The following is a 26509-nucleotide window of genomic DNA, read 5'->3' on the forward strand; positions in this document are numbered from 1 at the left end:
CTAACAAAAGGAGTTTACGCTCCGAAAAGTGTCATCCTCCACGCGGCGTTGCTGCGTCAGGGTTTCCCCCATTGCGCAATATTCCCTACTGCTGCCTCCCGTAGGAGTTTGGACCGTGTCTCAGTTCCAATGTGACTGATCATCCTCTCAGACCAGTTACGCGTCATAGCCTCGGTAGGCCGTTACCCCACCGACTAGCTGATACGATATAGTCTCATCCCTTGCCGAAATTCTTTCCCGATTTATCTTATGGTAAAAAGGAGTATGGAGTATTAGCAGTCATTTCTAACTGTTGTCCTCCAGCAAGGGGCAGATTAGCTATATATTACTCACCCGTGCGCCACTAAATTTAAAAGAGCAAGCTCTTTTAAATTCCGTTCGACTTGCATGTATTAGGCACGCCGCCAGCGTTCACTCTGAGCCAGGATCAAACTCTCCATATTTATTTGATTTCGCAGACTAGCGAAGCTAGTCTTTGCGACCAAAGAGCTACGCCCTTTGGAAACCTCTAAAGCACACCGCTTCTATCGGAAGCGGCGTATATTATGCAAATAAAACCTATTATCCGCATAATTAAATTTTAAAACTAACGAAACTTTCGTTAGTTCAGATTCAAATAATTGAATCAAGCTTTAGAGAGTTGATATGAAGTTTTTAATCTAAAAACTTTATGTTTTTGTAACATTGTTTTTATGGATAGGTTTAGTTTAAAGCTAGATGCTAATTAGATATTCGTTACGGACGTAAAGAATTCTCTAAATTTCGATCCGGCGATCTAAATCTTAATCCATAGGCTCAATCGATCACTTGTTTAGATTTCAAAGATTGACTAAAGATATTTGTTTTTAACAGTTAAAATTTTAAAAAACACGTTCGCTAAAAGGCTAAAACTACTAGGACTTAAGAGTTAAGGAAGCAGGTTCGGCTCGGTGCGAAACAGAATTGTGATTATACAAGAGTGATGCTTAAAGGGGGCTGAATACGCAAGAGAAATTTAAAAAACGATTTGGAAAATTTTAAATTTTATAATGAAATTTTATCCTTAACGCGCCTGGCACAAATTTCATCTCTAGCCTCCGTAAAAATTTTATAAATTTCGCAAACGACCGTATCCAAAGATTTAAAAATTTAATCATACCGCGATATGCCGTAATATCACGACCCCTTGCACCCATTCGCCCAAAAACCCGCCTACAAAACGCTTAAGCGCACGATTATAAGATTTCGCTATAATCACGTCCGATTTAAAATTTAAAAGGACCTTTATGCGCGCAATTTTTTCTATCTATATCTTCATCATCGCAGCCCTTATCGGCATTGAGCTCTCGCTCGGCGCACTCGTCGCACCCGTGGTGTTTTTCCCGCAGCAGATTATCGGAGAGGGCGTGCTATCGCACTTCCAAAGCGGCAAGCTAATGAGCGAGATCTTCGTAAAATACGGCGGCATCCTCATCGCAGTCTCGATCATCTGCCTCGTTTTTGAGATGATAAATTTCAACAACAACAAATCGCAATCCTTTCGCTTGCGCCTTTCGACCCTGATGCTGACGCTTGTAAATATCATACTTGCCCTACTTTTCGTGCTTTACTTTACTGACTACGTCATAAATGCCCAAAAGATCGGCGCAGAAGCGACGATGACGCAGGGATTTGCCCAAATCCACGCGGCTAGCGAGTGGTGCATGAAACTCATCATCGTGTTTCAAACGGTGCTGTTTTTCGCAAAAATCCTCCCCGCCCTGGCCGCAAGAGATGGTGCAGCGGCGAAAGACACGCGGGATGAAGATTAGAATTTACTACGAAGATACCGATGCGCAGGGCATCGTGTATCACGCCAACTACATAAAATTTTGCGAGCGGGCGCGCAGCGAGGCGCTTATGCAGGCCGGGGTGGACTTCGCGCGCGCGGACGCACACTTCGTAGTTAGCGAGCTTTGCGCTAAATTCCTCCGCCCTGCGCGCCTCGGCGATACGCTTGAAATTCACACTAGCCTAGCCGCGCTCAAAAACGCCAGCGCCCTTTTGCGGCAAGAAATTTACAAGATCAAAGATATTAAAAACGCAGATTTCAGCGAGCTTTTATACGCGCAGGACGTAAAAATCGCCTTCGTAAAAGACGGCAAGCCGATCAAATTTAGCGCCGAAATTTTAGAATTTTTCAAATCTTTAAGATAAATTTATTTCGCGGGTTCAAATTTGCCTAGTCGTGTGCGGCACAAACATAGCGCAGACCGGCTTTCGGCGTAAAATCCAAGAATGTGCAGAGTTCTTAGGCGGTAATAAATTTTGCGGGTTAGATAAAATTTTACGACATAGAATTTCACTCGACACTGAGGTTTAAATTTAGCGCTACGTCGCGACATAAATCGCCTACGCACCTAGAGATAGCCAGATAGAAAACAAAATTAAAATATCAGAATTTTGCAATGGCGTTAAATTTTGCTCTACTCCGCCGCTTTATGAAATTTCTCGCCATTAAATTTCAACCCGCGCAGATCGAGTCTGTGTTTTGCCTCGATAAAATCCCGCTAGTCCGTGAAATTTAAGCAGGTTAAATTCGCCCCGTCTGCTTGCCCGCCGCAATGAAAATCGCGACGCCCGCGCAAAACGAGCGCCAAATGCGCCTCACAGCAGCTCTTTTATCTTTTGCAGATCCTCTTTGAAAAGCTCCGCTTTGCTCGGATTTTGCGCGATGAATGTGGGATCGAAGCTTGGTACGAAGCTGATGCCGCCCTCGTTAAAGACCGAGCCGTGCAGAACGTCCATGCCCGCTAGATCGCCGTTTCGCAGCACGATTTTACAGCAGAGCTCCCCTAGGCAAAGCACGACTTTGGGCTTTAAAATTTTGATCTCGTCGGCAAGATAGGGCGCGCATTTTAAAATTACTTCCGAGCTTATGCGCCTATTTTGCGGCACTGCGCACCTTATCAGAAAGCTAAAATAGATTTGCTCGGGCGCGCAAATTTGATCTAGCGCCGCTGATACTTCAGCCTCCAAACCGCCGCCAAAACCTTCGTTAGCGCCCGGTGCGAGAGCTACGATCATAAGTTTTACGTTCGCAGGGGTTTTAGAATTTTTAAAATTTTTGATAGTTTTGAAATTTTTAAAATTTTGCTCGCCGCTTCCCGCGCGCGTTTTGGCAAGTTCACAGAGATTGCACTCGGCGGTAGCGGATTGCAGCGCGTCCAGCGCCTTGAAAAATCGCGCGCCGCCGCTTAAAATTTCGGCGCCTACGTAGCGGTAGCCGAACGCTTTGTAATAAAGCAGCCTGCGTAGTTGCGAGCTTTGCACGGCGTGCCTACGATCTGTTTAAATTTCGCGCGACGAATCCGCGATCAAACTGCGCCAAATCTTTGTAAAATTCCGCCTTAAAGCCCTGTTCGCGCAAAAACGCCGCTAAGCTCTGCTTTTGATCGTAGCCCATCTCGCAGGCTAGAAATTTTGCGCGCCGTGCGGCGATCAGCACGATGCGTTTTAAAATTTCATCCCCCCTCTCGCCGCCAAACAGCGCCTGTTTCGGCTCTTGTAGCACGCGCGCGTCCAATGCGTAGGAGTTTGCGATGTATGGAGGATTTGAGACGATGAGATCAAACTCGCCCGCGATCTCATCCGCGTAGGCGCAGTGTACGAACTCGACGTCCGCGCCCAAATTTGTGGCATTTGCGCGCGCTACTTGCAGAGCATCCGCGCTGATGTCGCTAGCCGCGATGCGGCAAGCGGGAAGTAGCTTTTTTAAGCATATAGCGATTATACCGCTGCCCGTGCCGATCTCGCAAATGCGCGGCTCACCCAAGCTCTGCGCCAAAGTAAGCGCCTTTTTTACTAAAATTTCGGTCTCGCAGCGCGGTATCAGCACCCGCTCATCGACGTAAAATTTAAAGCCCATAAACTCGCAGCTTTGCGTGATGTATTCAAGCGGACGACCGTCTTTAAATTCAACGATCTTAGCGCGAAACTCCGCTTCGTGCGCGAGCTCTTCCGAGCATTTTAGCACGAGCTGCTCATCGCTAAGTCGCTCGCAAAGCTTTAAAATTTCGCGTGCGACGTATTTTGAGCCGCACTGCTGCAGGCCCCATCTTAGCGCCTCAGCGATCCTCATCAAGCTCTCTTATGCGCTCATACAGGCTCGGGTGCGAATGATACACCGTGGCGTAAATTTTATGAGCGAGCGGAAATGCCTTGTTTTCGCTGCCCAGCTTCTTTAGCGCGCCGATCATGCTCTCTTTATCCTGCATGCTCGCGCCATGCCGGTCTGCGCTAAATTCGTGCATGCGGCTAAGCTTGGAGATTATGGGCTCAAAAAACGCATGCAAGATCGGCGCAAACAAAATCATAAAAACCAGCGTCGCGCCGCCATCTGCGTTAAGTCCTAGCGCGCTAAATACGCCCCCGGGGAGGTTTCCAAATACCGCGAACGTCGCGCCTAAAAGCACAAAGCTAAGCGCTAAATTTTTCAAAATATCGCCGTGTTTGAAATGCCCGAGCTCGTGCCCTAAAACGGCTAAAATTTCATCCTCGCTCAGCTTTTCTATGAGCGTATCGAAAAGCACGACCTTTTTCGTCGCGCCGAAGCCGCCGAAGTAGGCGTTTAGCCGTTTATCGCGCTTGCTCGCATCGATCGTAAAAACGCCGCTACTTTTAAAGCCGCAGCGCTGCAAAAGCCCCTCTATGCGCTCTTTCAGCTCGCCATGCTCTAGCGGCTGCATCTTATTAAACAGCGGCGCGATAACGGTCGGATAGATTAAATTTATCAGTAAAACTATGCCGAAGCTTAGCAGAAAGCCCCAAACCCACCAGTGCGCGCCCAGGCTATTTACGCAAAAAACGAGCGCAGAGGCTACCGCAAAGCCGAAAACCAGCGTGAGTATGAGCGATTTTAGCGCGTCTTTTACGAAAACGGCGGGCGTTATCGTGGAAAAGCCTAGGCGGCGATCTTTGACGAAGGTTTTATAAATTTCAAGCGGAAGCGATATCGCGCCGCCGATGATTAAAAACGCCGTTACGAAGCAGCTTCCCGCCAAAATCCCGTCGCCAGCTAGATCATATATCGCGCGCTGTAACGCGCCCGCGCCCGCAAGTATCCAAATAAGCGCCACCGCAAAAGAAAAGCAGTGCGAAAATATATTAAATTTTAAATTTACCGCGCCGACCTCGCCCGCCTTGCGATAATCCTCCTCGCTAAGCACCACTGCAGGCTCTTTTAGCTTGGCGCGGATGAAGCTTAGCTCAAGCAGATCGAGCGAAATTTTATAAATCGTGTAAAGCGCGTATAAAAAGATCAAAAACCAAACCATCGCGCCTACTTTAGGCTCTCGGCGAGCGAGAGTACTTCGTAATATTCATTTTCCATACTGTTTAACGTTCCTCTTTTTTCTTCAAGTTCTTCAAAAAGCCCCTGCATACCGAGCTTTTGATAAATTTCAGGCGTCGAAAGCGCGTGATTTAGCTCCTTTATGCGCGCCTCGATAGCCTCGATTTTAGCGGGATATTCCTCTAAAATTTTATTCTGCTTATAGCTAAGCTTCGCGGCGCTCGTTTTTTCCTTTTTGTTTTCGCGGCCGCCTTCGTCTGTGCTCGCGCCCGCATCGGTCTCGATCTGGTCAATCTCCGCCATCTCGTCTTCAAACTCCAGATACTGCGAATAGGGCATTTGAATTTGATCGATGACGCCGTTTTTTTCGAAAACCCAAAGCTTATTCGTAATCTTATCGATGAAATAGCGATCGTGGCTTACGATGATTACCGCACCTTCGAAGCTTAGCAGGTAGTCTTCCAAAATATTGATCGTCGCGATATCAAGATCGTTCGTCGGCTCGTCCAAAATCAAGCAATCGTACTGCTCGGTAAAGAGCTTGGCAAGCGCCAGGCGGTTCTTTTCGCCGCCGCTAAGCACGCCCACGGGCTTATCCAAAAACTCCTTCGGAAACAAGAAATTTTTCAAATACCCGTATACGTGCATGTAGCTGCCGCGGACGTTGATGTGATCGCCGCCGTTTGGACAGAAAATTTCGACTATGCTTTTATCGTCCGTGATGCCGCTGCGGGTCTGATCGAAGTAGCCGATCTTGATCTCGCCGCGTTTGATCTCACCCGCATCGATCTTGCTGCGACCGAGTAGAATTTTAAGCAAAGTGCTTTTGCCCGCGCCGTTAGCGCCTACGATGCCGATGCGCTCGCCCTGCAAAACCCGCGCCGAAAAGCCCTTGAAAAGCACTTTGCCGTTTAAAATTTTACCGATATTCGTGCATTCAAAAAGCATCTTTTTGCGATTGTCGCCGCCCGTGCCGTTAAAGCTCCTACTCGCGCGCTCCAGCTCGAGTCGCACGCGACGGATCGCGCCCGGGTTTTTCTTCGCATCCTGCCTCATCTGCATGATACGTGCCTTGCGCCCTTCGTTGCGCTTTAGGCGCGCCTTTACGCCGCGGTGCAGCCACTCCTCCTCGGCGCGCAGCTGTTTAAGCAGCGTCTCGTGAGACTTCTCGAGCGAAGCAAGCATCTCCTGCTTGCGCCTCAGATAATTCTCGTATCCGCCGTCGAAATTTGAAATTTTGCCCTCTTCGATCTCGATACTGCGCGTCGCCAAGCGGTCGATGAAATAGCGATCGTGGCTGATAAAAACAATCGTCTGCTTCGAGCTAAGCAGCATCTCCTCTAGAAATTTCACCATATAGACGTCGAGGTGATTCGTGGGCTCGTCCAGCAGCAGCACGTCGGGCTTTTTAAGCACCAGCGCGCCCAGCGCCACGCGACGAATTTCGCCGCCGCTAAGCGTGCAGACCGAGCGGTTTTCGTAAATTTTAAGCCCGAAATTTTGCAGCACCTGCTCGATCTTATTGTCGATCTGCCAGCCGTCCTTGGCCTCGATAAATTTAATCAGCTCGTCCTGGCGCGCCAAAAGCTCCTTGTTTTCGGGCTGTGCGGCGATTTTGCTCGAGATCGCGTCGTATTCGCTAAGGGCGGCGTAAATTTCGGCTAGCTCCCGTCGCAGCGCGTCTTTGACCGAGAGATTTTCGTCAAATTTAGGCGTTTGAGCGAGCATCTGGATGTTTAGCCCGTTTTGAGTGATCACGCGTCCCTCGTCAATCTCGCACAGACCTGCAATTATCTTCATCAGCGTGGACTTGCCGCCGCCGTTTTTGCCGATCACGGCGACGCGCTCGTTAGCGTCCAGTGCGAAATTTACGCCGTCTAAAACGACGTGAGAGCCGAATTTTTTCGTAACATCGATAAGCTCGATCAAAGCCAATTTTAAGTTCCTCTAGTGTTAAATTCGGTGATTTTACACAAAATTCTATTAAATTTTAATAACTTTTAAAGGTTCAGCGATGCAAAGTTTGGAATTTAACGACCTGCGCGTAGAAATTTTCGCCCCGCACGCGCCGTCTTTTGCGGCTGCGCCCTCCTTTACAAAAGAAGCCGCGTCCGCACCGATCATCTACCTGCACGCCTTGGAGTTTAGCGCGGCCAGTGTGGGCGAAATTTACGAACTCGTCTCGCGACGAAGCGGCGCAGATTTCGTGCTTGCGGCGATCTATCTAAACGAGGCGCAGTGGGGCGATAAGCTTAGCCCGTGGGCGGCAAAATCGCCGTTTAAAGGGGTGCACGATTTCTCAGGCGGCGGCGCGGCGCATTTGAAAAAATTTACGGACGAGCTGATCCTGCGTATCGAACGGCACGTATTCGGCGCGGGCGAACCTGCGTGGCGAGCGTGCGCAGGATACTCGCTGGCAGGGCTTTTTAGCGCGTATGCGGCGTTTGCTAGCGATAAATTTCAAAAGATCGCCTGCGTCTCGGCGTCGTTTTGGTTTAGCGGCTTTGACGCCTTCGTCACCGCACACTCGCCGCAACAGGGGTTGGCGCACGTCTACGCGTCCTTGGGCGAGGCCGAGATGGACCCGAAAAATCCGCGCGGAGCACTCTGTGGCGAGACGGCGCGAAATTTCATCGCAAAATGCCGCGGCGCGGGCGCAAAAGCGGAGTTTGAGCAAAATCCGGGCGGGCACATGCAAGATGAGATCGCAAGAATTTCAAAGGCGCTTTTAAAGCTGGTAAACTTCTAAAATTCGGGTAAATTTTAAAATTTAGCGGGGCGGGCAATTAAACGGCAGGCGCGACAAATAGGCGCTGCGAGAGATTGAAACAAACGAGCCGAGAAGCGGCACGAAGCGTAAATTTAAAGCGAGCCGCCGCTAGAATTTCTCGCCAGCGGTTTTTTTGTGCGATGAAATGAAATTTAAAACAAACCCGCGTTAAATTTTATAGCGCAAGCGGTGTGGCAAAAATAGTGCAGCGCAATTCGGCGTGAATAGGACAGCGCGTCGTCATACTATACTCGCGTAAAGCGGTAGTTCCGCCATAAGTACACTAACAACACGGAGCGTCGTTGGTATTTTAGCAGCTTTGAGCGTAAATCATGCGACGCGGCGCCGATGCGGCACAGGCGGCGTGGTGCAATGCAGATTTCAGGCGGGATGTCGCTAAATTTTTGCAGATTGCGCTAGTGGTTTAAAATTTCAAGCGAGCCGTCATTATAAAATTTAAAGCAAATTATGTCGCAGCTAGGATTTAGCGCGCCTGCAAGCTAAATTTAAACTCTATCATACGCGCCTTGTAGTCGCACTCGATAGAATTTAGCGTGCCTACAAGCTAATTTTAACAGCAGCGCGAGCCGTGTATGATCTCACCGTTTCATTTAGCGTACCTGCGAACTAAATTAAACTGCTGAAATTTCAAAATTTGCGCTGCGCCAAAGAGTGCTTTGATACTACGATACGTGCTGCTCGGTTTAAATTTTAAAATTTAGCGTCGGGCGGGCGCACTTGGCCGATACCTGCCGAATTTGCGGCGGCGTAATATGCGGAATTTCGCGAATTACCGTTTGTAAAATTCATCCTGCGAAATTTCGCGGCGCATGCTTCATTATCAGCTCTCTACTGAGCGCTTTGCCCGACGCATGTTTCGCCTTTTCTCTCGCTATACAGACAGCGCCGACCGCTCCATTACTCGCGCTCACTATGTCATTTGCTACATTTGCTCGGAACCAACTGCGAAAAGCTGCAAATGCACCGAATTCTAACCGCACGCCCTAAATTTCACCATCTATGCAAAGGGCAGAATTTTTTTGTAGTTGCTCCACAGCTCGCTATCCTCGCCGAAATACGCTAGCAGTCCGCGCGCGTTGCGATCGAAAGGGTTGGACTCTTTATGCAGCGCGATACGCTGCGACAGGCGCAGATCGTAGGTGTTGTATATCGCAGAATACGGCACCGGAAAGTCCGAAGCGTAAAGTAGGCGCGAGTGCACGTCCGTTTGGCTCGCTAGATGCGGCAGAGCCTTAGCGCGCACCGGCGTCATCAGCGCGGAAACGTCGGCGTAGAGGTTTTTGTGCGTGCGCAGAAGCGCCAGAAGCGCGAAATAATCGTGTCCGAAATTTCGCGGACGGCGCGAGAGCGCACGAAAAATATGCGAATACTCGTAGTTAATCGCCATGTGCGCGCACACCGTCGTAACGCCCAGCTCAAGCGGTGCGTAGATCATCTCCAGCGCTTCGCAGCGGCGAGTGCTGGGCACCGAGCTTTCGTTGCCGACGTGGATCACCAGCGGCAAGCCGAGCTTGGCGAGCTTTTCAAAATACGGCACGTAGCGAGGCAGCCTCGTATCCAGATCCCAATAATTTTGTAAAAATTTCGCCCCCTTAAATCCGAGCTCGAAGCAGCGATCGATCTCATCTAGCGCGTCCGCTCGCTTCGGATTGATGCTAAAAAACGGCACGATGAGACCTGGGTTTTTTTGATAAATTTCAAACACGCTGTCGTTATCCGCACAGACGGTCTTATCGCGATGGATTAGCTCGCCCGCGTCGCTAAATTTAGCATCCACGCCGAAAAGCACCGCCTTTTTAACGTATTTCGAAGCCCTAAGCCCGCCGAGCAGAGCGTCCACATAGGCTTCGTATGGCTCTTTGATCGCGCGCGATACGTCAATACCGAAGCGCCTGCCGAAAAGGCACAGCGCGAGCCTGTCATAAGGGCGGTCGAAGTGCACCTCCTTGCTTAGCAGATGGACGTGAAAATCAAGCGTTTGCATCGGGGATCCTTGGGAAAATTTTGCCGAGTTTATATCAAATTGCGGTAAATGGTTAGAATTTTAAATTCGAGCTTAAATTTACGCTCCGCGCCCTGCCTCGCCTTTAAATTTTAAAATTTAAACCTCGCCACAAGAGCCGCTAATTGATATTTAATGCCGTTTTAAAGCTACGGCGATATACTTGCGATTTGAAAAGCTATTTCAATTAAGGAGCGAAGATGGAGTTTGAAATTTTAGAAAATTCCGCCAATTTTAAGCCTAGCGATCTAGATGAGATAATGGTATCGATCGGCTGGGATACGGAGCAAAATGCAGCCTCCGTGCCGCCGCACGAGACATACAGGGTGTGGCGCACCTATGATTACGTGGCGATCGCCAAAACGCAGGGCAAGACCGTGGGGGTGCTGGAGGCATTTTGCGACCGCGACAACTTCGCTACGAGCTATCTTTACTGCGTGATAGTTCATAAGGATTACCAAAGGCGCGGTATCGGCACGGCGCTCGTAAATGCCTTTAATAAGCGCTTTGCGCACACCACCACCTTTGTCGTTACTCCTCTGCACAAAGCTGAGGGCGCCGGAGAATTCCTACAAAAGTGCGGCTTTAAGGACGCGTCGGAGCACTTCACGGTTCATATGAGGAAGCGAAATTCGATCTAGCGGAAAGCGAAATTTACTCCAACCGGCATAAATTTAATAAAATTTCACGCGACTTTTAAATTTTAAATCGCGTGGAATTCTGAGCCGTTTCCTTACTTCTTTACTACAGATCGCCGCGCGAGATATGCGGCTACGTATGCTCTTGCTCCTCCGCGTCAAATCACCGTATATTCGCGCGCAGCGCCGTAAATTCTAATTTTACGCATGCCGCGCAGCGCGTGAAAACAACTCCGCTCGCCCCCTCCTGCGCAAAAGCAAACCTAAAAGAATTTTCGGCTACAATTTCCCCCAATAAAGGCAAAATATGAAAGAAATCTCGCTACTAAGGCTCTCGCTAGCAATCTACGTCGATATGTTTTTGCGCCTAGTGACCACGTTTATCAACACCTACATGATCTCGCGCGTGGACGTCTCGCTAGTAGGCGCGCTGGGCGCGGGCAACGAGATATTTTTGCTCTTCGTCACCGTTTTCGGTTTCCTCGCCGTGGGCTGCTCGGTTCTCGTAGCGCAGGCGCTGGGGGCAAGAAACAAAGTCCTAGCCATGCGCGCGATCCACACGAGCATCGCATTTAACGCGCTCGTGGGGCTTTGTAGCGGCGTTTTCGTCTTTAGCTGCGCGCCGTTTTTGCTCCGCGCGCTGCAAGTGCCCGCCGAGCTTTTGAGCGAAAGCGCGATCTATCTTAAGGTCATCAGCATCGTATTTGCGATAGACGCCGTAGCGATCGTGCTTAGCGCCATCGTGCGCGTTTACGGATACGCAAATTTCATCATCGCGGTCTCCGTGGTGATGAATTTAGTAACGCTCTCAGGCAACTACGTCGTGCTCTTTCGGCCGTTCGGACTGCCGTATTACGGGCTTGAGGGCATCGGCGTGAGCACGATCGCGGGGCGCATGATCGGCGTATGTTTATTCTTCCTCATCATCACGAAGGTGCTAAAGATAAAATTTTACCTCACGATGTTTTTAAAGATCCAGTTCGCCACGCTGCGTAAAATTCTATCCGTAGGGCTTCCTAGCGCGGGCGAAAACATGCTGTGGATCGTGCAGTATCTGGTCGCATTCGCCTTCGTCGCGAGTATGGGCGAGGCGAGCCTTACCGTGCAGACGATCTATTTTCAAATTTCATCATTCATCTTCTTCGGCGGAAGCGCGATCAGTATGGCAAACGAAGTGATCGTAGGTCGCCTCGTAGGCGCCGCCAAGCCGCAGGAAGCATATAGGCACACATTTACCGCGCTGCGCTTTGGGCTTGGGGCTACGGCACTTTTCGTCGCGATCGTGTTTTTAGCGCGCGAGCAGATTATGGAGATATTGAGCCTAAACGAGGCGCACAAGCAGGTAATGCGGCCGCTTTTTTACCTCACGCTGGGGCTTGAGTTCGGACGGACGCTTAATATCGTGTTCGTAAATGCCCTGCGCGCAAGCGGCGACGCGAGGTTTCCCTTTGTGATGGGCGTGATCTTTATGTGGGGCGTCTCAATCCCCGTGGGCTGGCTTTTGGGCATTCATCTGGGATATGGAATTTTGGGCGTTTGGATCGGGTTTTTCTGCGACGAGTGGCTGCGCGGCAGCGCGAATACGGCGCGATGGATAAGCAAAAAATGGCAGAGCAAAAAGTTAGTCTAAATTTGCTAGGCTTGCCGATTGGCCTGCGTTTTAAGCGGATGAAATACGCGCGCATCCGCATTAGCAAGGACTGCGAAATCAGCGTAAGCGTGCCGCGCTCCTATACCACGGCGCAGGCAGAAAACTTCATCCTAAAGCACGAAAGCTGGATCCGCCAAACGCTTGCGCGGCTGCGAAGTAAGCTACTAGCGAGCGATCAGGTTAGAATTTTAGGCAAAATTTACAAGCTGAAATTTAGCCGCGAGGCTGAGCTCGGCGCAGACTGCGGCGCGAATGAAAGTTTAGGCGATAGCGGCGCACAAGGCTGCGTGAATTGGGCGAATGGCGATGCGAATAGTCACGCGGGCGGCGTAATACAAAGCGGCGCAGGCATAGGCGGTAGCGGCGTCAATGGCGGCGATGTGAGCGGTAGCGCAAACAATTCCATGGGCGGCATGAATGACGGTGCGGACGGCGGTGCGGGAAGTGAAATTTTAAAATTTCACTCGGGCGAGTGCGCCTCACAAAATGGCGCGGCAAGCGAGGATTTGAAATTTGACCTACCGGACGATGCGGCGCAGGGGCTAGCGCAACAGAGCGAAATGCGACAAAGCGGCGAATTTATAAATACGGCGTCACAAAGTGTCCGCGAGCAATCCTGCGGCGAAATTTTAAAATTTCACTCAAACGGGCGCGCTCCGCAAAGCGATGACGCAGGTAAATTTAACTCCACCGCAAGGGACGAAATTTTAAAATTTAAACCCGTTGCAAGCGGAGAAATTTCAAATTTTAGCTCTGTCGTGGGCGAAGAAATTCCGTTTATGAGCGAAAAAATTTCAAAAGCCGCGAGCGAAAACGTGCCGCAAAATGTAGCACAAAGCACGCAAGCGGCAGATATCGAGCCGGATTTTACGATCAAAAATTTTATCAAAAGCTCTAAATTTAAAGATAAGATTCTCATGTCACGAGACGTGATCTTTTGCGAGAGTGAGGGCGAGTTTGCGGCGTTTAAAAAGGCCTTTGCGCTTGAGCTTTACCTACGCTATATCGCGAAGCTTTCCCCACGGATAGGCCGCAAGATCGCGCGGGTGCGGGTGCGCAAAATGCAGACGCGCTGGGGTAGCTGTAACCACGCCAAGGGCTATCTCAACTTCTCGCTAAGCCTGATAGAGCGGGATCCGCGCTTCGTCGAATACGTCGTGCTGCATGAGCTCGCGCACCTCATCCATGCAAATCACGGAGCGGATTTTTACGCGCTCATCGCGCAGATCATGCCTGATTTTAGGGCACGTATCAAGCTAGGCAAGGGATAAAGACCGCCTCAAAGAGCTTTCGCAATAGCAATATTTTGCCTATTTTTATATCCCTGCTTTTGCACTATCGTCATAATGAACTTCTTTTAGTTTAAAAATCTCTATTATTCTTTCGATCTCATTTTTTTGTATTAACGATGTATTGATGTCAAAGATAAGTCCCTCTATCCATAATTTCTTGAAGCCAAAATTTATTATAAGCGGAGCATTTTCTTTAAAAAATAGTCCAGACGAAAATTGCAAATATATTAATTTTAGTTCATCATATTTAAATACTCTCGTAAAATAATTAGATATTACAAATCCATTTTCATAAAATATAATTTTTCGAAACGTCTGCTCTGTAAATAGCATTATGAGCATTAAAAATATAATAAATGAGATAGAAATACCAATAATATCACCCCTATACCAACCGGTATACACTAGCAATATAATACCGCATACGATAAATACGGTCTTAAGTGCCCAAAAATTTTACTTCTTTCCACTCTATAAATTTCTTTGCCTAGCCATTCTGGATTTTTCATGGGGTGCCTTTAAATTTGATCTGTTATTTTACTTCCGTAAATCTTAAAATGAAATTTTTTAGCTCAAGCGAATTTTAATTACCGTGTCATACACGCTTATCTATACCTAGATAAAATTTTTCACGCCTTAAATCGGCGAAATTTCGCAAATTTTCGCGGATCCAAACGCTAATCTAAAGCCGCAAATTCCACGTATTTCTCCATCGCAACCAGCAGGAGCCAGCGCGCAGTAGGGCTGAAAAAATAGTGGTGTTCGGGGACTTGCTCCATTATAAATTTTAAAAAATTGTAAAAATATTCGGGCGCAAATTTAACCTCGGCGCTCGTTAGACTATCGCCCAGATAGCAGATTTCGCCGCCTAAAATCCTCTTTTTTGCCGCGGGATTTGCGTCTATGAAGCTTCTGGCACCGGCAAAGCTCAGGCAGTCCGCGGTCGCATAATCTTTCAATCCCCGCAAGACGGGCTTGGAGCCGACGAAGGTGAAATTTTCCTCTATAAATTTCACTCCACCCTCGCTCACCTGCCAGCAATCGCCCAAGCTCGATAAAAACGCAAACATCTCATCATCCGCGGATTTGAAATTTGTAGGCTCGTTTTTGCGATCCATCTTTGTCCTTTTTAAATTCATAGTTGCTTTTATTTTGAAATTTTTACGATAAAGAACAGAAAATATGTTTGATTTAATCTTTTTAAAATCATTATATTAAATTAGGCTAATCAAGGTTTCCCGAGCTCTTTTTATTTCAAGCGAAATCCTTTACCGCCCTTTAAAATTCAACCAATTCAAATAATCGTTCTTTCTTTATTTTTTTGAACTTTATTTATTTGTTATCATCAGTGAACTGCTCTTTGACAAGATCTTTGATATCGCTTTTAATACTTTTAGTATCAACTATTGAATCCTCACCCAGCTTCTGAAATTTTTCTTTATCTGCCTTCGTATATTCCTGTTCATCATCATATTTTTTTGTGATCAACCGAATCATCTTGCGACGCAAAAACTTCTCATCTCTAACATTTGACCTCTCTTTGATCCACCCAATTAGTAATACCATCAACATTATAAAACCAATATAACCTAGAATTGGATACATAATCGATACTAATTTTTTAAAGCCCATAAAGGATAATATATACCCTACAACTACGGTGCCAATCATAATTGGATAAAAACGTTTTGATTGATTAGATGAGAAACGTTTTGCTAAGGCATAGAATAAACTGAAAGCAGTATTAAAGATCAAGCCGAAGATAACAAGTGCATACACAAATGCAAATGCAGGGTGAATCTGTTTGGCAATAGCCAACATAGGAATATCAACAGTCGTTGCAAGTTTTACATTTGCATATAAGATACAGGTTGTAACTGTGATGATAATACCGATTATAAATCCACCCAAAGTACCACCTTTTTCTGCTACACCAATCCTCATAATGGATCCCCCTAATACAAAAGCCATTGATACACCTGTCATAACGCAGAGCGAAAAATAATTCAGAACAGAAAACCAGATATTTGGCATTGGAGTAGAGATTGTATTTGCAATTGTTTCTAATTCTTTAAAATCAAAACGTTGACTTGCAAAGGTATATACTGCCATAATCATAATCATGATAAAAATAATAGGCGTAAATATTCCGATCACATTCGTGATTTTTTCAAAATTAAGAAAGCTAACAAGGATTATCAATACGGCACATAGGAGTGCTCCTGACCAGAATGGCATGCCAAATTGCTGATTAAGATTTGATCCAGCCCCGGCAATCATGACAAAACCTACCACAAAACAGCAAATAATTAAAGAAATATCAAGAATTTTATTAGTGATAGATCCAGCAATTTGTGAAAGAACTTCAAAGTGATCATTGGATCTAAAATAACTACCGAATGTAATAATGATTTTACCAAAGACGGCATTGAGGATACCAAGAATAACGGCTCCAAGAATACCCCATTTGCCAAAACTGACGAAATATTGCATCAGATCCTGACCGGACGATAATCCAGCACCGACAATAACCCCAACATATGCTAACGCTACATTTAAAATTTGTTTTAACATCATCCTACCTCTTAATTATAAAAATTTTAATTTGCTTTACTAATATTAATAATCTTTAAATTTAAATAATATTAAATGCTAATTAAATTTTATCCAAATAATGACACGAAATTTACACCGAAATTACATCCAAACTCTTAGCGAGATTCCAAGCGAAAATCCCGTACTTTGGTGAATAAAACCGCAAGACCGCCGCTCAAAACAGATCGAGGCAGATCAAGGCAGATTACTTGAAAAAATTCTTGATTTTATCGAGTATCCCCTCGTCGTCTCCGCCGTTGCTGCCGAAGCTTTCTTGAAGCTCGCGCAAAAGCGCCTCTTGCTTCTCGTTCAATTTTTTAGGCGTCTGGACGTTTACCTGCACGATCAGATCGCCGTTTTTCTTGGTGCGGATATTCGGCGCGCCCTCGCCGTAGATCGTGAAGCGCTGCTTGTCCTTCGTGCCTACTTTGAGCTTCAACTCCGCCTTGCCGCGCGGCGTCGGCACCTCTATGCTCTCGCCCAAGATCGCCTGCGTGAAAAACACCGGCACTTCGATATACAGGTCGTCTCCGTCGCGCAGGAAGTGGCTATCCTCCTTCACGCGCACTATCACGTACAGATCCCCGATTTCGCCGGTTTTAGAAACGTTGCCCTTGCCGCTTAGGCGCACGCGCTGCCCGTCGTCGATGCCTGCAGGAATGTCAAATTTAAGGCTCACGTCCTCCTCGGTAAAGCCCTTGCCGCCGCAATCCTTGCACCTGTCTTTTACGATTTCGCCCGTGCCGCCGCATTCGGAGCAGCTTTGGATGAAGCTCATATATCCGCGCCTTACAGCGACGCGCCCGGTACCGCCGCAAGCGGAGCAGGTGTGTCTTTTTTTATCCTTCGAGCCGGTGGCGTCGCAGGTGGAGCACGGCTTTTTGATCTTGTATTTTATCTCCTTGTGAACGCCCTCTAAAGCCTCTTTAAACTCCAGCGTTACGGCCAGCTCGGTATCTATGCCGTATGGATCGCTAGGGCGTGAACGACCGCCTCCGCCAAATGCCTGCTCAAAAAAATCGCCGAAAATCGAGCTAAAATCAAATCCTCCGCCGCTCGCGCCGCTATATGCGCCGCTGATGCCCTCTTTGCCGTAGCGATCATACATCCTGCGCTTTTGATCGTCGCTTAAAATTTGATACGCTTCGTTGATCTTTTTAAATTTCTCCTCCGATTCCTTATCGCCTTGGTTGCGGTCGGGGTGGAATTCCAAAGCGAGCTTTCGAAACGCCTTTTTTATCGTCTCGGCGTCGGCATCGCGCGCCACGCCTAAAATTTCATAATAATCTTCTTCCACGAAATTCTCCTTGAACTATACAAAAGGGGCAATTTTATCTAAATTTAATAAAACGCAAGTTAAGACTTAACTATTTTTATGTATAATGCAATATTTAAAATTTCAAATCAACGATGCAAAGGATAAAAAATGATAAATGTATTGATGATAGAAGACGACAGCGAGTTCGCACAGCTTCTAACCGAATATCTGGCTAAATTTAACATCCAAGTTACAAACTTCGAAGACCCGTATCTGGGCATTAGCGCAGGGATCAAAAACTACGATCTACTGATTTTGGATCTTACGCTTCCCGGGATGGACGGGCTTGAAGTCTGCAAAGAGATCCGCGAGAAATACGACATTCCGATCATCATCAGCTCAGCTAGAAGCGACGTGAGCGATCGCGTCGTAGGTCTTCAGATCGGAGCGGACGATTATCTACCGAAGCCTTATGATCCAAAAGAGATGCACGCGCGCATCATGAGCCTCATCCGCCGCTATAAAAAAGCCAGCGAAAAGGAAGAAACCGCCACGGATAGCGTATTTCGTATCGACGACAAGCGCCATGAAATTTACTTCGGCGAGGAGTCGCTCGTGCTAACGCCTGCGGAGTATGAAATTTTAGAATACCTAATCAAGCAGCATAGTTTTTCGGTATCTCGCGAGCAGCTCGTATACCATTGCAAGAGCCTAAAAGATAAGGACTCAAAGAGCTTAGACGTCATCATCGGGCGCCTACGCACCAAAATCGGCGATAGTTCCAAAGCGCCTAAGCATATCTTTTCGGTTCGCGGTATCGGCTACAAGCTCATCGGATGAAACACTCCTTAATCACGAAGATCACCGTATTTTTCGTAATCGCGCTTATTCTGGTATGCACGCTTTTTATCACTTTCGGGCGCATCCAGATGAGCAAAGCCCTGGGGGCGATGCAGGCAAACCAGATAAACGCGGTAAATTATCTACTCGAGCTTTACAAGCGCAATACCCCGCCTAGCGACATCGAGCAGTATTTTTCAAATTTCGGGCTCGAGCTCGTCAAAGACAAAAACGTTATCCAAAATATCGGCACTAGCGGGAAGAAATTTTTCGTTCAAGACACCTCGATCGGGGAATTTAGCTCGGTCGAGTACAACAACTCGCTCTTTTTAAATATCAAAAACAACTCCTTCATCGTCGTTTTTGAAAGTATCGGCACGAAAAATTTAAACGATCCGCTCTGGGTCGGGTTTTTCCTCACCGTCGCGGTTTTAGTTTCGCTTTATCTGTCGATCATGAAGAGCTTCACGCCGCTAAAAAAACTAAGCAAAAATATCAAAAAATTCGCCCAAGGCAATTTGGACGTAAATTTAGCCGCTACTCACAGCGAGGACGAGATCGGGCAGGTCGCGCAGGAATTTAACAACGCGATCGCCAAAATTCAAGAGCTGATCCGATCGCGCCAGCTGTTTTTGCGCACTATCATGCACGAGCTCAAAACCCCGATCGGTAAGGGCAGGCTCATTACGGAGATGCTCGAGGACGAGACGCAAAAGGTACGGCTCGTAAACGTTTTTGAGCGGCTTGAAATTTTAATCAACGAGTTTGCTAAAATCGAGCAACTCCTCTCAAAAAGCTACTCGCTCAACTATCAAGACTACCATTTCAGCCTGATTTTAGAGCAGGTAAGAGATATGTCGATGCTCGATAACTGGGACGAGCTCATCAGCGAAAACATCGAGTGTGACGCGGTGATAAACGTGGATTTCGGGCTATTCGCGCTGGCGATTAAAAATTTGATCGACAACGCCCTAAAATATTCCGCCGATAAAAAGATCGCGATCATCTGCGACGAAAATAAGATCAGCGTCGCCAACCGCGGCGCGGCGCTTGCAAAATCATTCGAGCACTACAAGCAGGCCTTTATCAGAAATAAAGACGAGAAAGCCACCGGCATGGGGCTCGGGCTTTACATCATCGATAAAATTTGCGAGCTGCATAAATTCCGCTTCGAGTACAATTACAGCGACGGTACGCACTACTTCTCGATCGTCTTTTCGCCGAAGGGCGCTATATGAGCGGCACAGGCAGGTTTGAAGAGCTCGTCGCAAGCTTTGAAAAGCTCCCTGGCGTGGGCAAAAAGTCCGCCCTGCGCTTTGCGTACTACGTAAGCGTGCAAAACTCCTTTTTGGGGCTAAATTTAGCGCACAATATCGAAGAGGCGGTGCGCGGACTGCACAGATGCCGCATCTGCGGAGCGGTATGTGAGGGCGAGATCTGCGAATACTGCGCCGATGAGGAGCGCGAGAGCGATAAAATTTGCATCGTCGAAAACCCCAAAGATATCTTTATTTTAGAGAGCAATAAAATTTACAACGGTCGCTACTTCGTGCTAGACGCCGCTGACGAAGATAAAATCGCGGCGCTACGCGAGATGGTGAGCCGAAACGGCGCGAGCGAGCTGATTTTCGCGCTGACGCCGGGCATCAACTCCGACGGCATAATGCTTTACGTCGAAGACAAGCTCGTGGATCTGGGTTTGAAATTTACTAAGCTTGCCCAAGGCGTGCCTACGGGCGTGAGCCTAGATAACGTCGATATGCTCTCGCTGATAAAGGCGATCAACGGGCGCACTGACATTTAAAATTTCGACGAAATTTTAAATTTATGCGGGTAAATTTATCAGCTAAATTTAAAGCGCAAAGCGGCGAATAGGCTTTACCGCGGAGCCCAAACGGCGAAATTTGAGGCGCTAAATTTAAATAATCGACGTGCGACGAAATTTACGCGGCTTCAGGGCGCGATACGATGCGGTAGGCACAGCGGCGCCTCGCTCGCCACAAGGCTTTAACGGCGAGTTTTAGCCGTAAAATTTAAGCGCGCCGTTTCGAAGCGAAGTTTTGAGCGAGGAATTTCAAGCGCTCAAATTTTAAAAAGCGAAATTTTAAAGGCAAATTTAGATCGCTAAATTTTAAAAGCGGATTTGGAAGTAGCGAGATGGGGTTGCACGACGCGGCGAGCTCGTAAAATTTAAAGGTGGATTTCAAGGCGCGTGGAATGGCTTAAATTTTTAAATTTCGCCCACGCGGGATTTAAAAATTTAAACGTAATTATCTATTATATTATTTAAGGACAAAGGTGAAAAAGGTTCATTTTATCGGCATCGGCGGCATAGGAATATCGGCATTAGCGAGATTTTTACACGAGAAAAATTTTATCATTTCGGGTTCAGATATCAAAGAGAGTGAGACGACCTACAAGCTAAGAGCGGACGGCATGGAGATCATCACGCCGCACGACGCTTCGGCGATCAAGGATCAGGAGATCGTCATCTATTCCGCCGCGATCAAAGAGGACAACGTCGAGCTGCAAGCCGCGCGCAAAAAGGGGATCGTCTGCCTCTCGCGCAAGGAGGCCTTGCCCTTCGTGCTAAAAGACAAGCGCGTCTTCGCAGTCGCCGGCGCACACGGCAAAAGCACCACGAGCGCGATAACCTCGGCGCTGATAAACGGCTCGGTCATCATCGGCGCGATCTCCAAGCAGTTTGGCTCGAATATGAAATACGAAAACAGCGAAAACATTATCTTTGAAGCCGATGAGAGCGATTCGAGCTTTTTAAATTCCAACCCCTACGTCGCGATCGTAACGAACGCCGAGCCCGAGCATATGGATCATTACGACAACGATTTGGATAAATTTCACGCGGCGTATCGCGGCTTTTTGGAGCGCGCCAAGATCCGCGTGATAAACGCCGAGGATGAGTTTTTAAGCTCCATTAAGCTCGGCTGTATCAAGCTCTTTCCTTCGCGCGACATAACGGATCTGAAGGTGCTGCTGCGCGATCATCAGCCGTTTATGAGCTTTAATCTTAAAGAGCTCGGGCGCTTCGAGGTTTACGGGCTAGGAAGGCACATCGCCATAGACGCGTCGCTAGCGATCCTTGCTGCCGCGTGCGAGACGGGGCTAGAACAGATCCGCAAAAATTTACTGAATTACAAAGGGATTAAAAAGCGCTTCGACATCCTATGCGCCACCCCAAACTTCGTGCTGATCGATGATTACGGCCACCACCCCACCGAGATCAGAGCCACGCTGCAAAGCGCGCGCGAATACGCTAGCTTGCTAGGTCTTAGCAAGATTACAGTGATCTTTCAGCCGCACCGCTTCAGCAGGCTTAAGGCGAATTTAAACGCCTTTAAAGAGTGCTTTGCGGGCGTAGAAGAGCTCGTGGTGCTGCCCGTTTACGCCGCGGGCGAGCCGAGCAACGGTATCGATCTGAAAGAGGAATTTAAGGGACTGGGCGCGCTATTTACCGAGCGGGTCTTTAGAAACGGCGAGAAGATAGAATTTAGCGATATTTTCGGCGTCCGCCACATCATAAACGACGGGCTCGTGATTGGCTTCGGCGCAGGCGACATCACCTATCAGCTGCGCGGAGAATTTTAGGCTTGAAAACTCTCGTCCGATTTACGAGCCAAACTCCGCTGCGGGCGGGCAAGGATAAAATTTGAGATTTTTAGTGTTTATTTTCGCATTTTTATTTATCGCGGCGATCTTTTTCGTGCGGGACGAAATTTTAAGCAAAAGGGCTAAAATCATCGCCACGGCGCTGATCGTGCTGCTGTGCGCGGGGGCGTATTTTTACGAAAGCGCGAGCGAGCGATCCGCCAAGCTTGAGGAGGAGATGGTGTTTAAATTTAACGCGGGCGCCAGATTAAGATGTGGCGGCGCGATAAATTCCGCCGCCGAAGCTCGCGGCGCGGCAAATTCCTTCTCCGAAAAACACAGCGCGGATGCGAAAAATTTGGGTTCACAAGACGACGAAGCAAATTTAAACGCACAGGGTGAGGCCGCTTCCGCCGCGCAAAGCTCCGCGGTGCAAACGAACGAGCAGGCTTCCGCTGAGCAAAACTATTCCGCGCAAACTAGCGACGCTGTTTCGAGCGGGCAAAATTCCGCACAAAGCCCTATTTCGCAAAATTCTACGCAGCAAGGCGATACGCAGAGTCTCACGCCGCAAAATTCCGCGAGCCAAGAAGGTATGCGAAGCTCCGCCTCACAAAATTCAGCGCAACGAGGCAACACGCAAATCTCCGATCCCCAAGCCTCCGCACAGAATTCTAAAAATACGCAAAATTCCGCGCCGCAGAGCTTAAATTTGCAAAGCTCCGCGCAGATCGTAACGCGAGAGAGCTTCACCCACTCCTTTTCGCTGGGCGCTTTCATCGCCAAAAAAAGCGTAGGCGCGGAATTTAAAGGCAAAACCTACAAGATCAAAGAGTGCGTTTATGATCAGTGACGAACTCTTTACGCGCCTCGATCTGGGCGAGTATCTAGAGAAATTTAAAAGCTTTTTGGCGCGCGAAAAGCCGCTGTTTTTAAGCGGCGATAGCAAGCTAAATTTTGAAAAAATTTCAGAACTTACGAAATTTGATCTCGCGCAGTGCGAGAGCGTCGCGAACCTAGACGACGCGCTGATGCGCATCTCAAAACACGGCGTGCTTCATATCAGCGAAATTTACGAGTTTAGCAAAATCGTCCGATATTTTCTGTATCTCAAAAAGCAGCCCTTCGAAGGCAAACTCGCCGCTTGGCTTGCAAAGATTGAGATCCCGCAGCCCATCGCGCAATTAAAGGATTATTTCGACGACCAGGGCGGCTTTCGCGACGCGATAGACGAGCGCTTCGGCGCGCTGAACGAGGCGTTTAAGATAAAAAAGGACGAGATCGAGCAGACGCTAAAAAGGCTGATCTATTCCAAAGCCCTTTCGCCCTATCTCGCCGACACGCAGATCCACTACATAAGCGACACCGAGGCTCTGCTGGTGCGCGGCGGCTTTAATCACGTGCTAAAAGGCAGCGTCGTAGCGCGCTCAAGCGGAGGCTATTTTTACGTGCTTCCAGACGCGATCGCGGCTCTAAAGTCCGCTCAAAGCGCGATTTTGGACAAAAAAGAGCAGATCGTTTTCGAGCACTGCAAGCAGATCAGCGCGGTTTTTAATAAGAATTTAGCCTTTCTGAAATTTATAAACGCCGCTTTCGATGCGATCGACGCGCTGATTGCGCGCGCCGCGATGGCAAGAGCGAGCGATTATGAGTTCGTCCTGCCCGAGTCCTCGCGCGATATCGTCCTAGACAGCTTCGCCCACCCCGCGCTTAAAAATCCAAAGCGCGTGAGCGTGGAATTTAGCGGCAAAATTCTGCTCATCACCGGCGTGAATGCGGGCGGAAAATCGATGCTTTTAAAAAGCATTCTAAGCGCGGCGCTGCTAGCTAAGTACCTTCTTCCGATGCCTATTCGCGCAAGCCTCAGCCGCATCGGCACCTTTAAAGAGTTCGAGCTCATAATGGAGGATCCGCAAAACTCCAAAAACGACATCTCGACCTTTGCGGGCAGGATGGTTGCCTTTAGCAAGCTGTTCGGGCGCAAAGAAATTCTAATCGGCGTCGATGAGATCGAGCTGGGTACCGATTTTGAGGAGGCTGCGAGCCTATACGGCGCGATGATCGAGCAGCTGATAAGCGGCGACGTGAAGATGATCATCACCACGCATCACAAGCGCCTGGCGATGCTGCTTGCAAAGGATCCGCGCGTAGAGCTGCTGGCGGCACTTTACGACGAGAAAAACAGCGCGCCGAAGTATGAGTTTTTAAAGGGCACGATCGGCAAATCCTACGCCTTTGAAACCGCGCTGCGCTACGGCATAGCGCAAAATTTGATCGCCGCGGCGCGCAAAAACTACGGCGAGAGCAAAGAGAACCTAAACGAAGCGATCTCAAAAGCGATAAATTTAGAGCTTGAGCTAAAACAAAAGCTGGCGCAGACGCAACAAAAAGAGGAGAAATTAGACGCGCTAAGCGAGGCGCTAAAAGATCAGCGCGAGCGCGCGCAAAGCGAGCTGAAGGCGGAACTTTCAAGGCTGCAAAACGAATACTACCGCGCCATTTCGGAGGCCAAACGCAGCGTGAGCCTAAGCGACGTGCGCGAAAAGCAGCGCGCCATAAACCGCGCAAACGAGTTCGCACGGGCCGTGCAGCAGCCTGAACTTAGCGCGCCCGAGCCGCAAAGCTTTAAAGTGGGCGATCGCGTAAAATACGGCAAGATCAAGGGCGAAATTTTATCGCTTAGCAAAACCCAAGCGCTGATGCTAAGCGACGACATCAGGCTGCGCGTGCCGCTTAGCGAGCTAAAGCGCAGCGGTGCGGTACCCGCGCCCGTAAAAAATATCAGCATCAAGGTGCAAAAGCCCACCTCCGCGTCGCTCGTGCTCGATCTGCACGGCCTACGCGCCGAGGAAGCGATCAGCAGGCTTGATAAATTCATCAGCCAAAGCCTCGTGATGGGCTTTGATGAGATCATCGTCAAGCACGGCATCGGCACGGGCAAGCTCGCGTTCACGGTCAAGGAGTTTTTAAAATCGCACCCTAGCGTCAAGGGCTTTCGCGACGGCACGCCCGCAGAAGGGGGCTTCGGCTCAAAGGTTGTCTCACTTTAGGCTTAGGCTCAAAGGCCTTTTCGCTTTAGACGCCAGCGCGAACTATGCGGAATTCGCCCCATTTCATCTATGCCTTCGCCGAGGTTTTGCAAGAGCATGGGTGTTTTTAACGTATAATTTCGCCGCAGAATTTGCAACTTGGCTTTTCGCTGAAATTTCATGCGGCGTAGCCGCAATAGAAAATACAGCGCGGACACAGTCCGCACCGCTTAAAGCGTCGTAGGGGGATGGGTGGGGTTTGTGGGCGAGCAGAGCAATGCGGTGCTGCGGGGCAGCGCCGTCTCTGCGAGAAGTGTGGCCTCGCAATTCAAGCCTCCTTCCCGCCCCAAGAAAATAGAAATCACGGCGTGAATTTCGCGAGCTGTGAATTTAGGAATGAAATTTTATTTTGTAAATTTTTACAAAATTTTATGATATAGCCTAGCGCTTGGGTACATTATGTGCGATATTCGTAAGGGGGCGGCGCTCAGAGTTGCGAGGCGCGCCCGCCCCCTTACCAACCCCCACCCGCGCGACGCTAGCGGTGCGGACTACGTCCGCGTTAAATTTAAATTGCGACTGCGTCGCATAAAATCTCACCAATGATAAAATTCTTTCGTGCTTAAAATTTTAAAATTCCAAGCGCAAAAGAATTTTAAAATTCCAAATACGATAAAATTTAAGTGGCAGCGAAATTTTGAAATTTCGTAAATTTAAAACGATTGAATAAGGAGGCCTCATTGAACCCGATTACCGAAAAGCGCAGCGTTTCGGGCTATTACTACGCCGAGGATCGCGAGTATGTGTACTTCGTGACGGACGCGCCGCGCGAGCAAAACTACCGCTTTATTTTTGATGCGGGCGCGATCTATTCGCAAGATGACGCGGACGGCGAGGTGCGGCTTAGCAGCGAGGAGGAGTTTTTCGCGGTCGTAAAAAAGATCCTCGCGCAGTATCGCGATAAAATTTTAGAGCACTCCGCAGAGCTTGAAAATTACGAAAAAATCTACACGCGCCGCGGCGATTTTTCAAAATTTATGAAAAGGCACTCTGTCCTAAAATACGAAATCCGCAAATTTCAAAACAAAATTTCGCATTTTTACGAAGCGCTGCTCATCTGCGCAAACGAGCAAGCAGCCCTTAAAAAGCGGCTGAAAAACTACGCCTACGAAGCGGGCGTTTTCAAGGGCGTAATGAGCGAATACGCCGTGAGGATCGAGGATATCTATCAGTTCATCCAGGGTCTCAAAAATGACAAAATTAGCCGCAACATCTACATTCTCACGATCATCTCGTCGCTACTTTTGCCACTAAATTTCATCACGAGCTTTTTCGGGATGAACACGACGGGACTGTTTTTAAGCGGCTCGGCGCACGGCACGCTCATCGTAACACTTGCGATGTGCGTGATTTTCGTAGCGATGCTCGGCTTTTTTATGTTTTACGTCAAAAAGCGAAACTAAAGCGGAGGGGTTAAATTTTGAACAAAAACGAGC

Annotated in this window: 22 protein-coding genes and 1 rRNA gene; 13 read left to right on the forward strand and 10 right to left on the reverse strand. The window is 48.3% G+C overall.

Annotated elements, in window-relative coordinates:
• A 16S ribosomal RNA gene (locus Q0117_RS00695) occupies positions 1 to 443 on the reverse strand; the annotation flags it as partial.
• A gap of 822 nt (positions 444 to 1265) precedes the next feature.
• Here Q0117_RS00695 and Q0117_RS00700 point away from each other — a divergent pair.
• A complete protein-coding gene (locus Q0117_RS00700; RefSeq protein ID WP_297921181.1) occupies positions 1266 to 1790 on the forward strand; it encodes a DUF4149 domain-containing protein in 525 nt (174 codons plus the stop codon).
• Positions 1780 to 2175 carry a YbgC/FadM family acyl-CoA thioesterase gene (locus Q0117_RS00705; protein ID WP_297921184.1) on the forward strand — a complete coding sequence of 132 codons (396 nt, stop codon included), beginning with the start codon at positions 1780 to 1782 and terminating at the stop codon, positions 2173 to 2175. The genes Q0117_RS00700 and Q0117_RS00705 overlap by 11 nt, the downstream gene beginning before the upstream one ends.
• A gap of 450 nt (positions 2176 to 2625) precedes the next feature.
• Here Q0117_RS00705 and Q0117_RS00710 read toward each other — a convergent pair whose 3' ends face one another.
• From Q0117_RS00710 to abc-f, 4 genes are read right to left on the reverse strand one after another with little or no spacing between them, the layout of a single operon-like run.
• Entirely contained in the window at positions 2626 to 3291 is a 666-nt protein-coding gene (locus Q0117_RS00710) for a uracil-DNA glycosylase family protein (protein ID WP_297921187.1), read from the reverse strand.
• Between the two features lie 7 nt (positions 3292 to 3298).
• Positions 3299 to 4099: a peptide chain release factor N(5)-glutamine methyltransferase gene (gene prmC / locus Q0117_RS00715; RefSeq protein WP_297921190.1), complete on the reverse strand. Its 801-nt coding sequence runs from the start codon at positions 4097 to 4099 to the stop codon at positions 3299 to 3301.
• Positions 4086 to 5294 carry a M48 family metallopeptidase gene (locus Q0117_RS00720; RefSeq protein ID WP_297921193.1) on the reverse strand — a complete coding sequence of 403 codons (1209 nt, stop codon included), beginning with the start codon at positions 5292 to 5294 and terminating at the stop codon, positions 4086 to 4088. The genes prmC and Q0117_RS00720 overlap by 14 nt, the downstream gene beginning before the upstream one ends.
• Before the next feature lie 5 nt (positions 5295 to 5299).
• Positions 5300 to 7246: a ribosomal protection-like ABC-F family protein gene (gene abc-f / locus Q0117_RS00725; protein WP_297921196.1), complete on the reverse strand. Its 1947-nt coding sequence runs from the start codon at positions 7244 to 7246 to the stop codon at positions 5300 to 5302.
• A 79-nt stretch (positions 7247 to 7325) separates the two neighbouring features.
• On the opposite strand from abc-f, the gene Q0117_RS00730 reads away from it, so the two are divergent.
• Positions 7326 to 8060, forward strand: a complete 735-nt coding sequence (locus Q0117_RS00730; RefSeq protein WP_297921199.1) for a hypothetical protein — start codon at positions 7326 to 7328, stop codon at positions 8058 to 8060.
• A 1039-nt stretch (positions 8061 to 9099) separates the two neighbouring features.
• Here Q0117_RS00730 and Q0117_RS00735 read toward each other — a convergent pair.
• Positions 9100 to 10086 carry an amidohydrolase family protein gene (locus Q0117_RS00735; RefSeq protein ID WP_297921202.1) on the reverse strand — a complete coding sequence of 329 codons (987 nt, stop codon included), beginning with the start codon at positions 10084 to 10086 and terminating at the stop codon, positions 9100 to 9102.
• A gap of 218 nt (positions 10087 to 10304) precedes the next feature.
• On the opposite strand from Q0117_RS00735, the gene Q0117_RS00740 reads away from it, so the two are divergent.
• The 3 genes from Q0117_RS00740 to Q0117_RS00750 all read left to right on the forward strand — a co-directional run bounded on the left by Q0117_RS00740 (position 10305) and on the right by Q0117_RS00750 (position 13664).
• Complete coding sequence (locus tag Q0117_RS00740; RefSeq protein WP_297921205.1) at positions 10305 to 10745, forward strand: GNAT family N-acetyltransferase; 441 nt, start codon at positions 10305 to 10307, stop codon at positions 10743 to 10745.
• 304 nt (positions 10746 to 11049) lie between these two features.
• Positions 11050 to 12372 carry an MATE family efflux transporter gene (locus Q0117_RS00745; RefSeq protein ID WP_297921208.1) on the forward strand — a complete coding sequence of 441 codons (1323 nt, stop codon included), beginning with the start codon at positions 11050 to 11052 and terminating at the stop codon, positions 12370 to 12372.
• The gene (locus Q0117_RS00750; RefSeq protein ID WP_297921211.1) at positions 12333 to 13664 is read left to right on the forward strand and encodes a M48 family metallopeptidase; all 1332 of its coding nucleotides are present in this window, start codon (positions 12333 to 12335) and stop codon (positions 13662 to 13664) included. Before Q0117_RS00745 ends, Q0117_RS00750 begins: the two co-directional genes overlap by 40 nt.
• A 45-nt stretch (positions 13665 to 13709) precedes the next feature.
• Here Q0117_RS00750 and Q0117_RS00755 read toward each other — a convergent pair whose 3' ends face one another.
• The 4 genes from Q0117_RS00755 to dnaJ all read right to left on the reverse strand — a co-directional run bounded on the left by Q0117_RS00755 (position 13710) and on the right by dnaJ (position 17577).
• Complete coding sequence (locus Q0117_RS00755; protein WP_297921214.1) at positions 13710 to 14096, reverse strand: hypothetical protein; 387 nt, start codon at positions 14094 to 14096, stop codon at positions 13710 to 13712.
• Positions 14097 to 14362: 266 nt separating this feature from the next.
• Positions 14363 to 14803, reverse strand: a complete 441-nt coding sequence (locus tag Q0117_RS00760; RefSeq protein WP_297921216.1) for a hypothetical protein — start codon at positions 14801 to 14803, stop codon at positions 14363 to 14365.
• A 214-nt stretch (positions 14804 to 15017) separates the two neighbouring features.
• On the reverse strand, positions 15018 to 16262 hold the full coding sequence (locus tag Q0117_RS00765) for a hypothetical protein (RefSeq protein WP_297921219.1): 1245 nt from the start codon (positions 16260 to 16262) through the stop codon (positions 15018 to 15020).
• A gap of 223 nt (positions 16263 to 16485) precedes the next feature.
• Positions 16486 to 17577 (reverse strand): molecular chaperone DnaJ, encoded by a 1092-nt coding sequence (gene dnaJ / locus Q0117_RS00770; protein WP_297921222.1) that lies wholly within the window; start codon positions 17575 to 17577, stop codon positions 16486 to 16488.
• 129 nt (positions 17578 to 17706) lie between these two features.
• On the opposite strand from dnaJ, the gene Q0117_RS00775 reads away from it, so the two are divergent.
• The 7 genes from Q0117_RS00775 (at position 17707) to Q0117_RS00805 (ending at position 26476) form a co-directional block, all read left to right on the forward strand.
• Positions 17707 to 18378, forward strand: a complete 672-nt coding sequence (locus Q0117_RS00775) for a response regulator transcription factor (protein ID WP_005870149.1) — start codon at positions 17707 to 17709, stop codon at positions 18376 to 18378.
• A complete protein-coding gene (locus Q0117_RS00780; RefSeq protein WP_297921225.1) occupies positions 18375 to 19616 on the forward strand; it encodes an ArsS family sensor histidine kinase in 1242 nt (413 codons plus the stop codon). The genes Q0117_RS00775 and Q0117_RS00780 overlap by 4 nt, the downstream gene beginning before the upstream one ends.
• On the forward strand, positions 19613 to 20182 hold the full coding sequence (gene recR, locus Q0117_RS00785) for a recombination mediator RecR (RefSeq protein ID WP_297921228.1): 570 nt from the start codon (positions 19613 to 19615) through the stop codon (positions 20180 to 20182). Before Q0117_RS00780 ends, recR begins: the two co-directional genes overlap by 4 nt.
• Positions 20183 to 20676: 494 nt before the next feature.
• Positions 20677 to 21984 carry a UDP-N-acetylmuramate--L-alanine ligase gene (gene murC, locus Q0117_RS00790; protein WP_297921232.1) on the forward strand — a complete coding sequence of 436 codons (1308 nt, stop codon included), beginning with the start codon at positions 20677 to 20679 and terminating at the stop codon, positions 21982 to 21984.
• Between the two features lie 61 nt (positions 21985 to 22045).
• Complete coding sequence (locus tag Q0117_RS00795; RefSeq protein WP_297921235.1) at positions 22046 to 22837, forward strand: hypothetical protein; 792 nt, start codon at positions 22046 to 22048, stop codon at positions 22835 to 22837.
• Positions 22827 to 25034, forward strand: a complete 2208-nt coding sequence (locus Q0117_RS00800; protein ID WP_297921238.1) for an endonuclease MutS2 — start codon at positions 22827 to 22829, stop codon at positions 25032 to 25034. Before Q0117_RS00795 ends, Q0117_RS00800 begins: the two co-directional genes overlap by 11 nt.
• A gap of 719 nt (positions 25035 to 25753) precedes the next feature.
• Positions 25754 to 26476 (forward strand): CorA family divalent cation transporter, encoded by a 723-nt coding sequence (locus Q0117_RS00805; RefSeq protein ID WP_297921241.1) that lies wholly within the window; start codon positions 25754 to 25756, stop codon positions 26474 to 26476.
• Positions 26477 to 26509 lie beyond the last annotated feature (33 nt).

This window comes from uncultured Campylobacter sp. (assembly GCF_937997535.1).
GTDB lineage: Bacteria > Campylobacterota > Campylobacteria > Campylobacterales > Campylobacteraceae > Campylobacter_B.

What these genes read in the sequence shown, in the direction of transcription:
- Q0117_RS00700 (WP_297921181.1), top strand. Translation starts at nt 1,266, where the DNA reads ATGCGCGCAATTTTTTCTATCTATATCTTCATCATCGCAGCCCTTATC.
- Q0117_RS00705 (WP_297921184.1), top strand. Translation starts at nt 1,780, where the DNA reads ATGAAGATTAGAATTTACTACGAAGATACCGATGCGCAGGGCATCGTG.
- prmC (WP_297921190.1), bottom strand. Translation starts at nt 4,099, where the DNA reads ATGAGGATCGCTGAGGCGCTAAGATGGGGCCTGCAGCAGTGCGGCTCA.
- Q0117_RS00720 (WP_297921193.1), bottom strand. Translation starts at nt 5,294, where the DNA reads ATGGTTTGGTTTTTGATCTTTTTATACGCGCTTTACACGATTTATAAA.
- Q0117_RS00730 (WP_297921199.1), top strand. Translation starts at nt 7,326, where the DNA reads ATGCAAAGTTTGGAATTTAACGACCTGCGCGTAGAAATTTTCGCCCCG.
- Q0117_RS00735 (WP_297921202.1), bottom strand. Translation starts at nt 10,086, where the DNA reads ATGCAAACGCTTGATTTTCACGTCCATCTGCTAAGCAAGGAGGTGCAC.
- Q0117_RS00740 (WP_297921205.1), top strand. Translation starts at nt 10,305, where the DNA reads ATGGAGTTTGAAATTTTAGAAAATTCCGCCAATTTTAAGCCTAGCGAT.
- Q0117_RS00745 (WP_297921208.1), top strand. Translation starts at nt 11,050, where the DNA reads ATGAAAGAAATCTCGCTACTAAGGCTCTCGCTAGCAATCTACGTCGAT.
- Q0117_RS00750 (WP_297921211.1), top strand. Translation starts at nt 12,333, where the DNA reads ATGGATAAGCAAAAAATGGCAGAGCAAAAAGTTAGTCTAAATTTGCTA.
- Q0117_RS00760 (WP_297921216.1), bottom strand. Translation starts at nt 14,803, where the DNA reads ATGGATCGCAAAAACGAGCCTACAAATTTCAAATCCGCGGATGATGAG.
- Q0117_RS00765 (WP_297921219.1), bottom strand. Translation starts at nt 16,262, where the DNA reads ATGATGTTAAAACAAATTTTAAATGTAGCGTTAGCATATGTTGGGGTT.
- Q0117_RS00775 (WP_005870149.1), top strand. Translation starts at nt 17,707, where the DNA reads ATGATAAATGTATTGATGATAGAAGACGACAGCGAGTTCGCACAGCTT.
- Q0117_RS00780 (WP_297921225.1), top strand. Translation starts at nt 18,375, where the DNA reads ATGAAACACTCCTTAATCACGAAGATCACCGTATTTTTCGTAATCGCG.
- recR (WP_297921228.1), top strand. Translation starts at nt 19,613, where the DNA reads ATGAGCGGCACAGGCAGGTTTGAAGAGCTCGTCGCAAGCTTTGAAAAG.
- Q0117_RS00800 (WP_297921238.1), top strand. Translation starts at nt 22,827, where the DNA reads ATGATCAGTGACGAACTCTTTACGCGCCTCGATCTGGGCGAGTATCTA.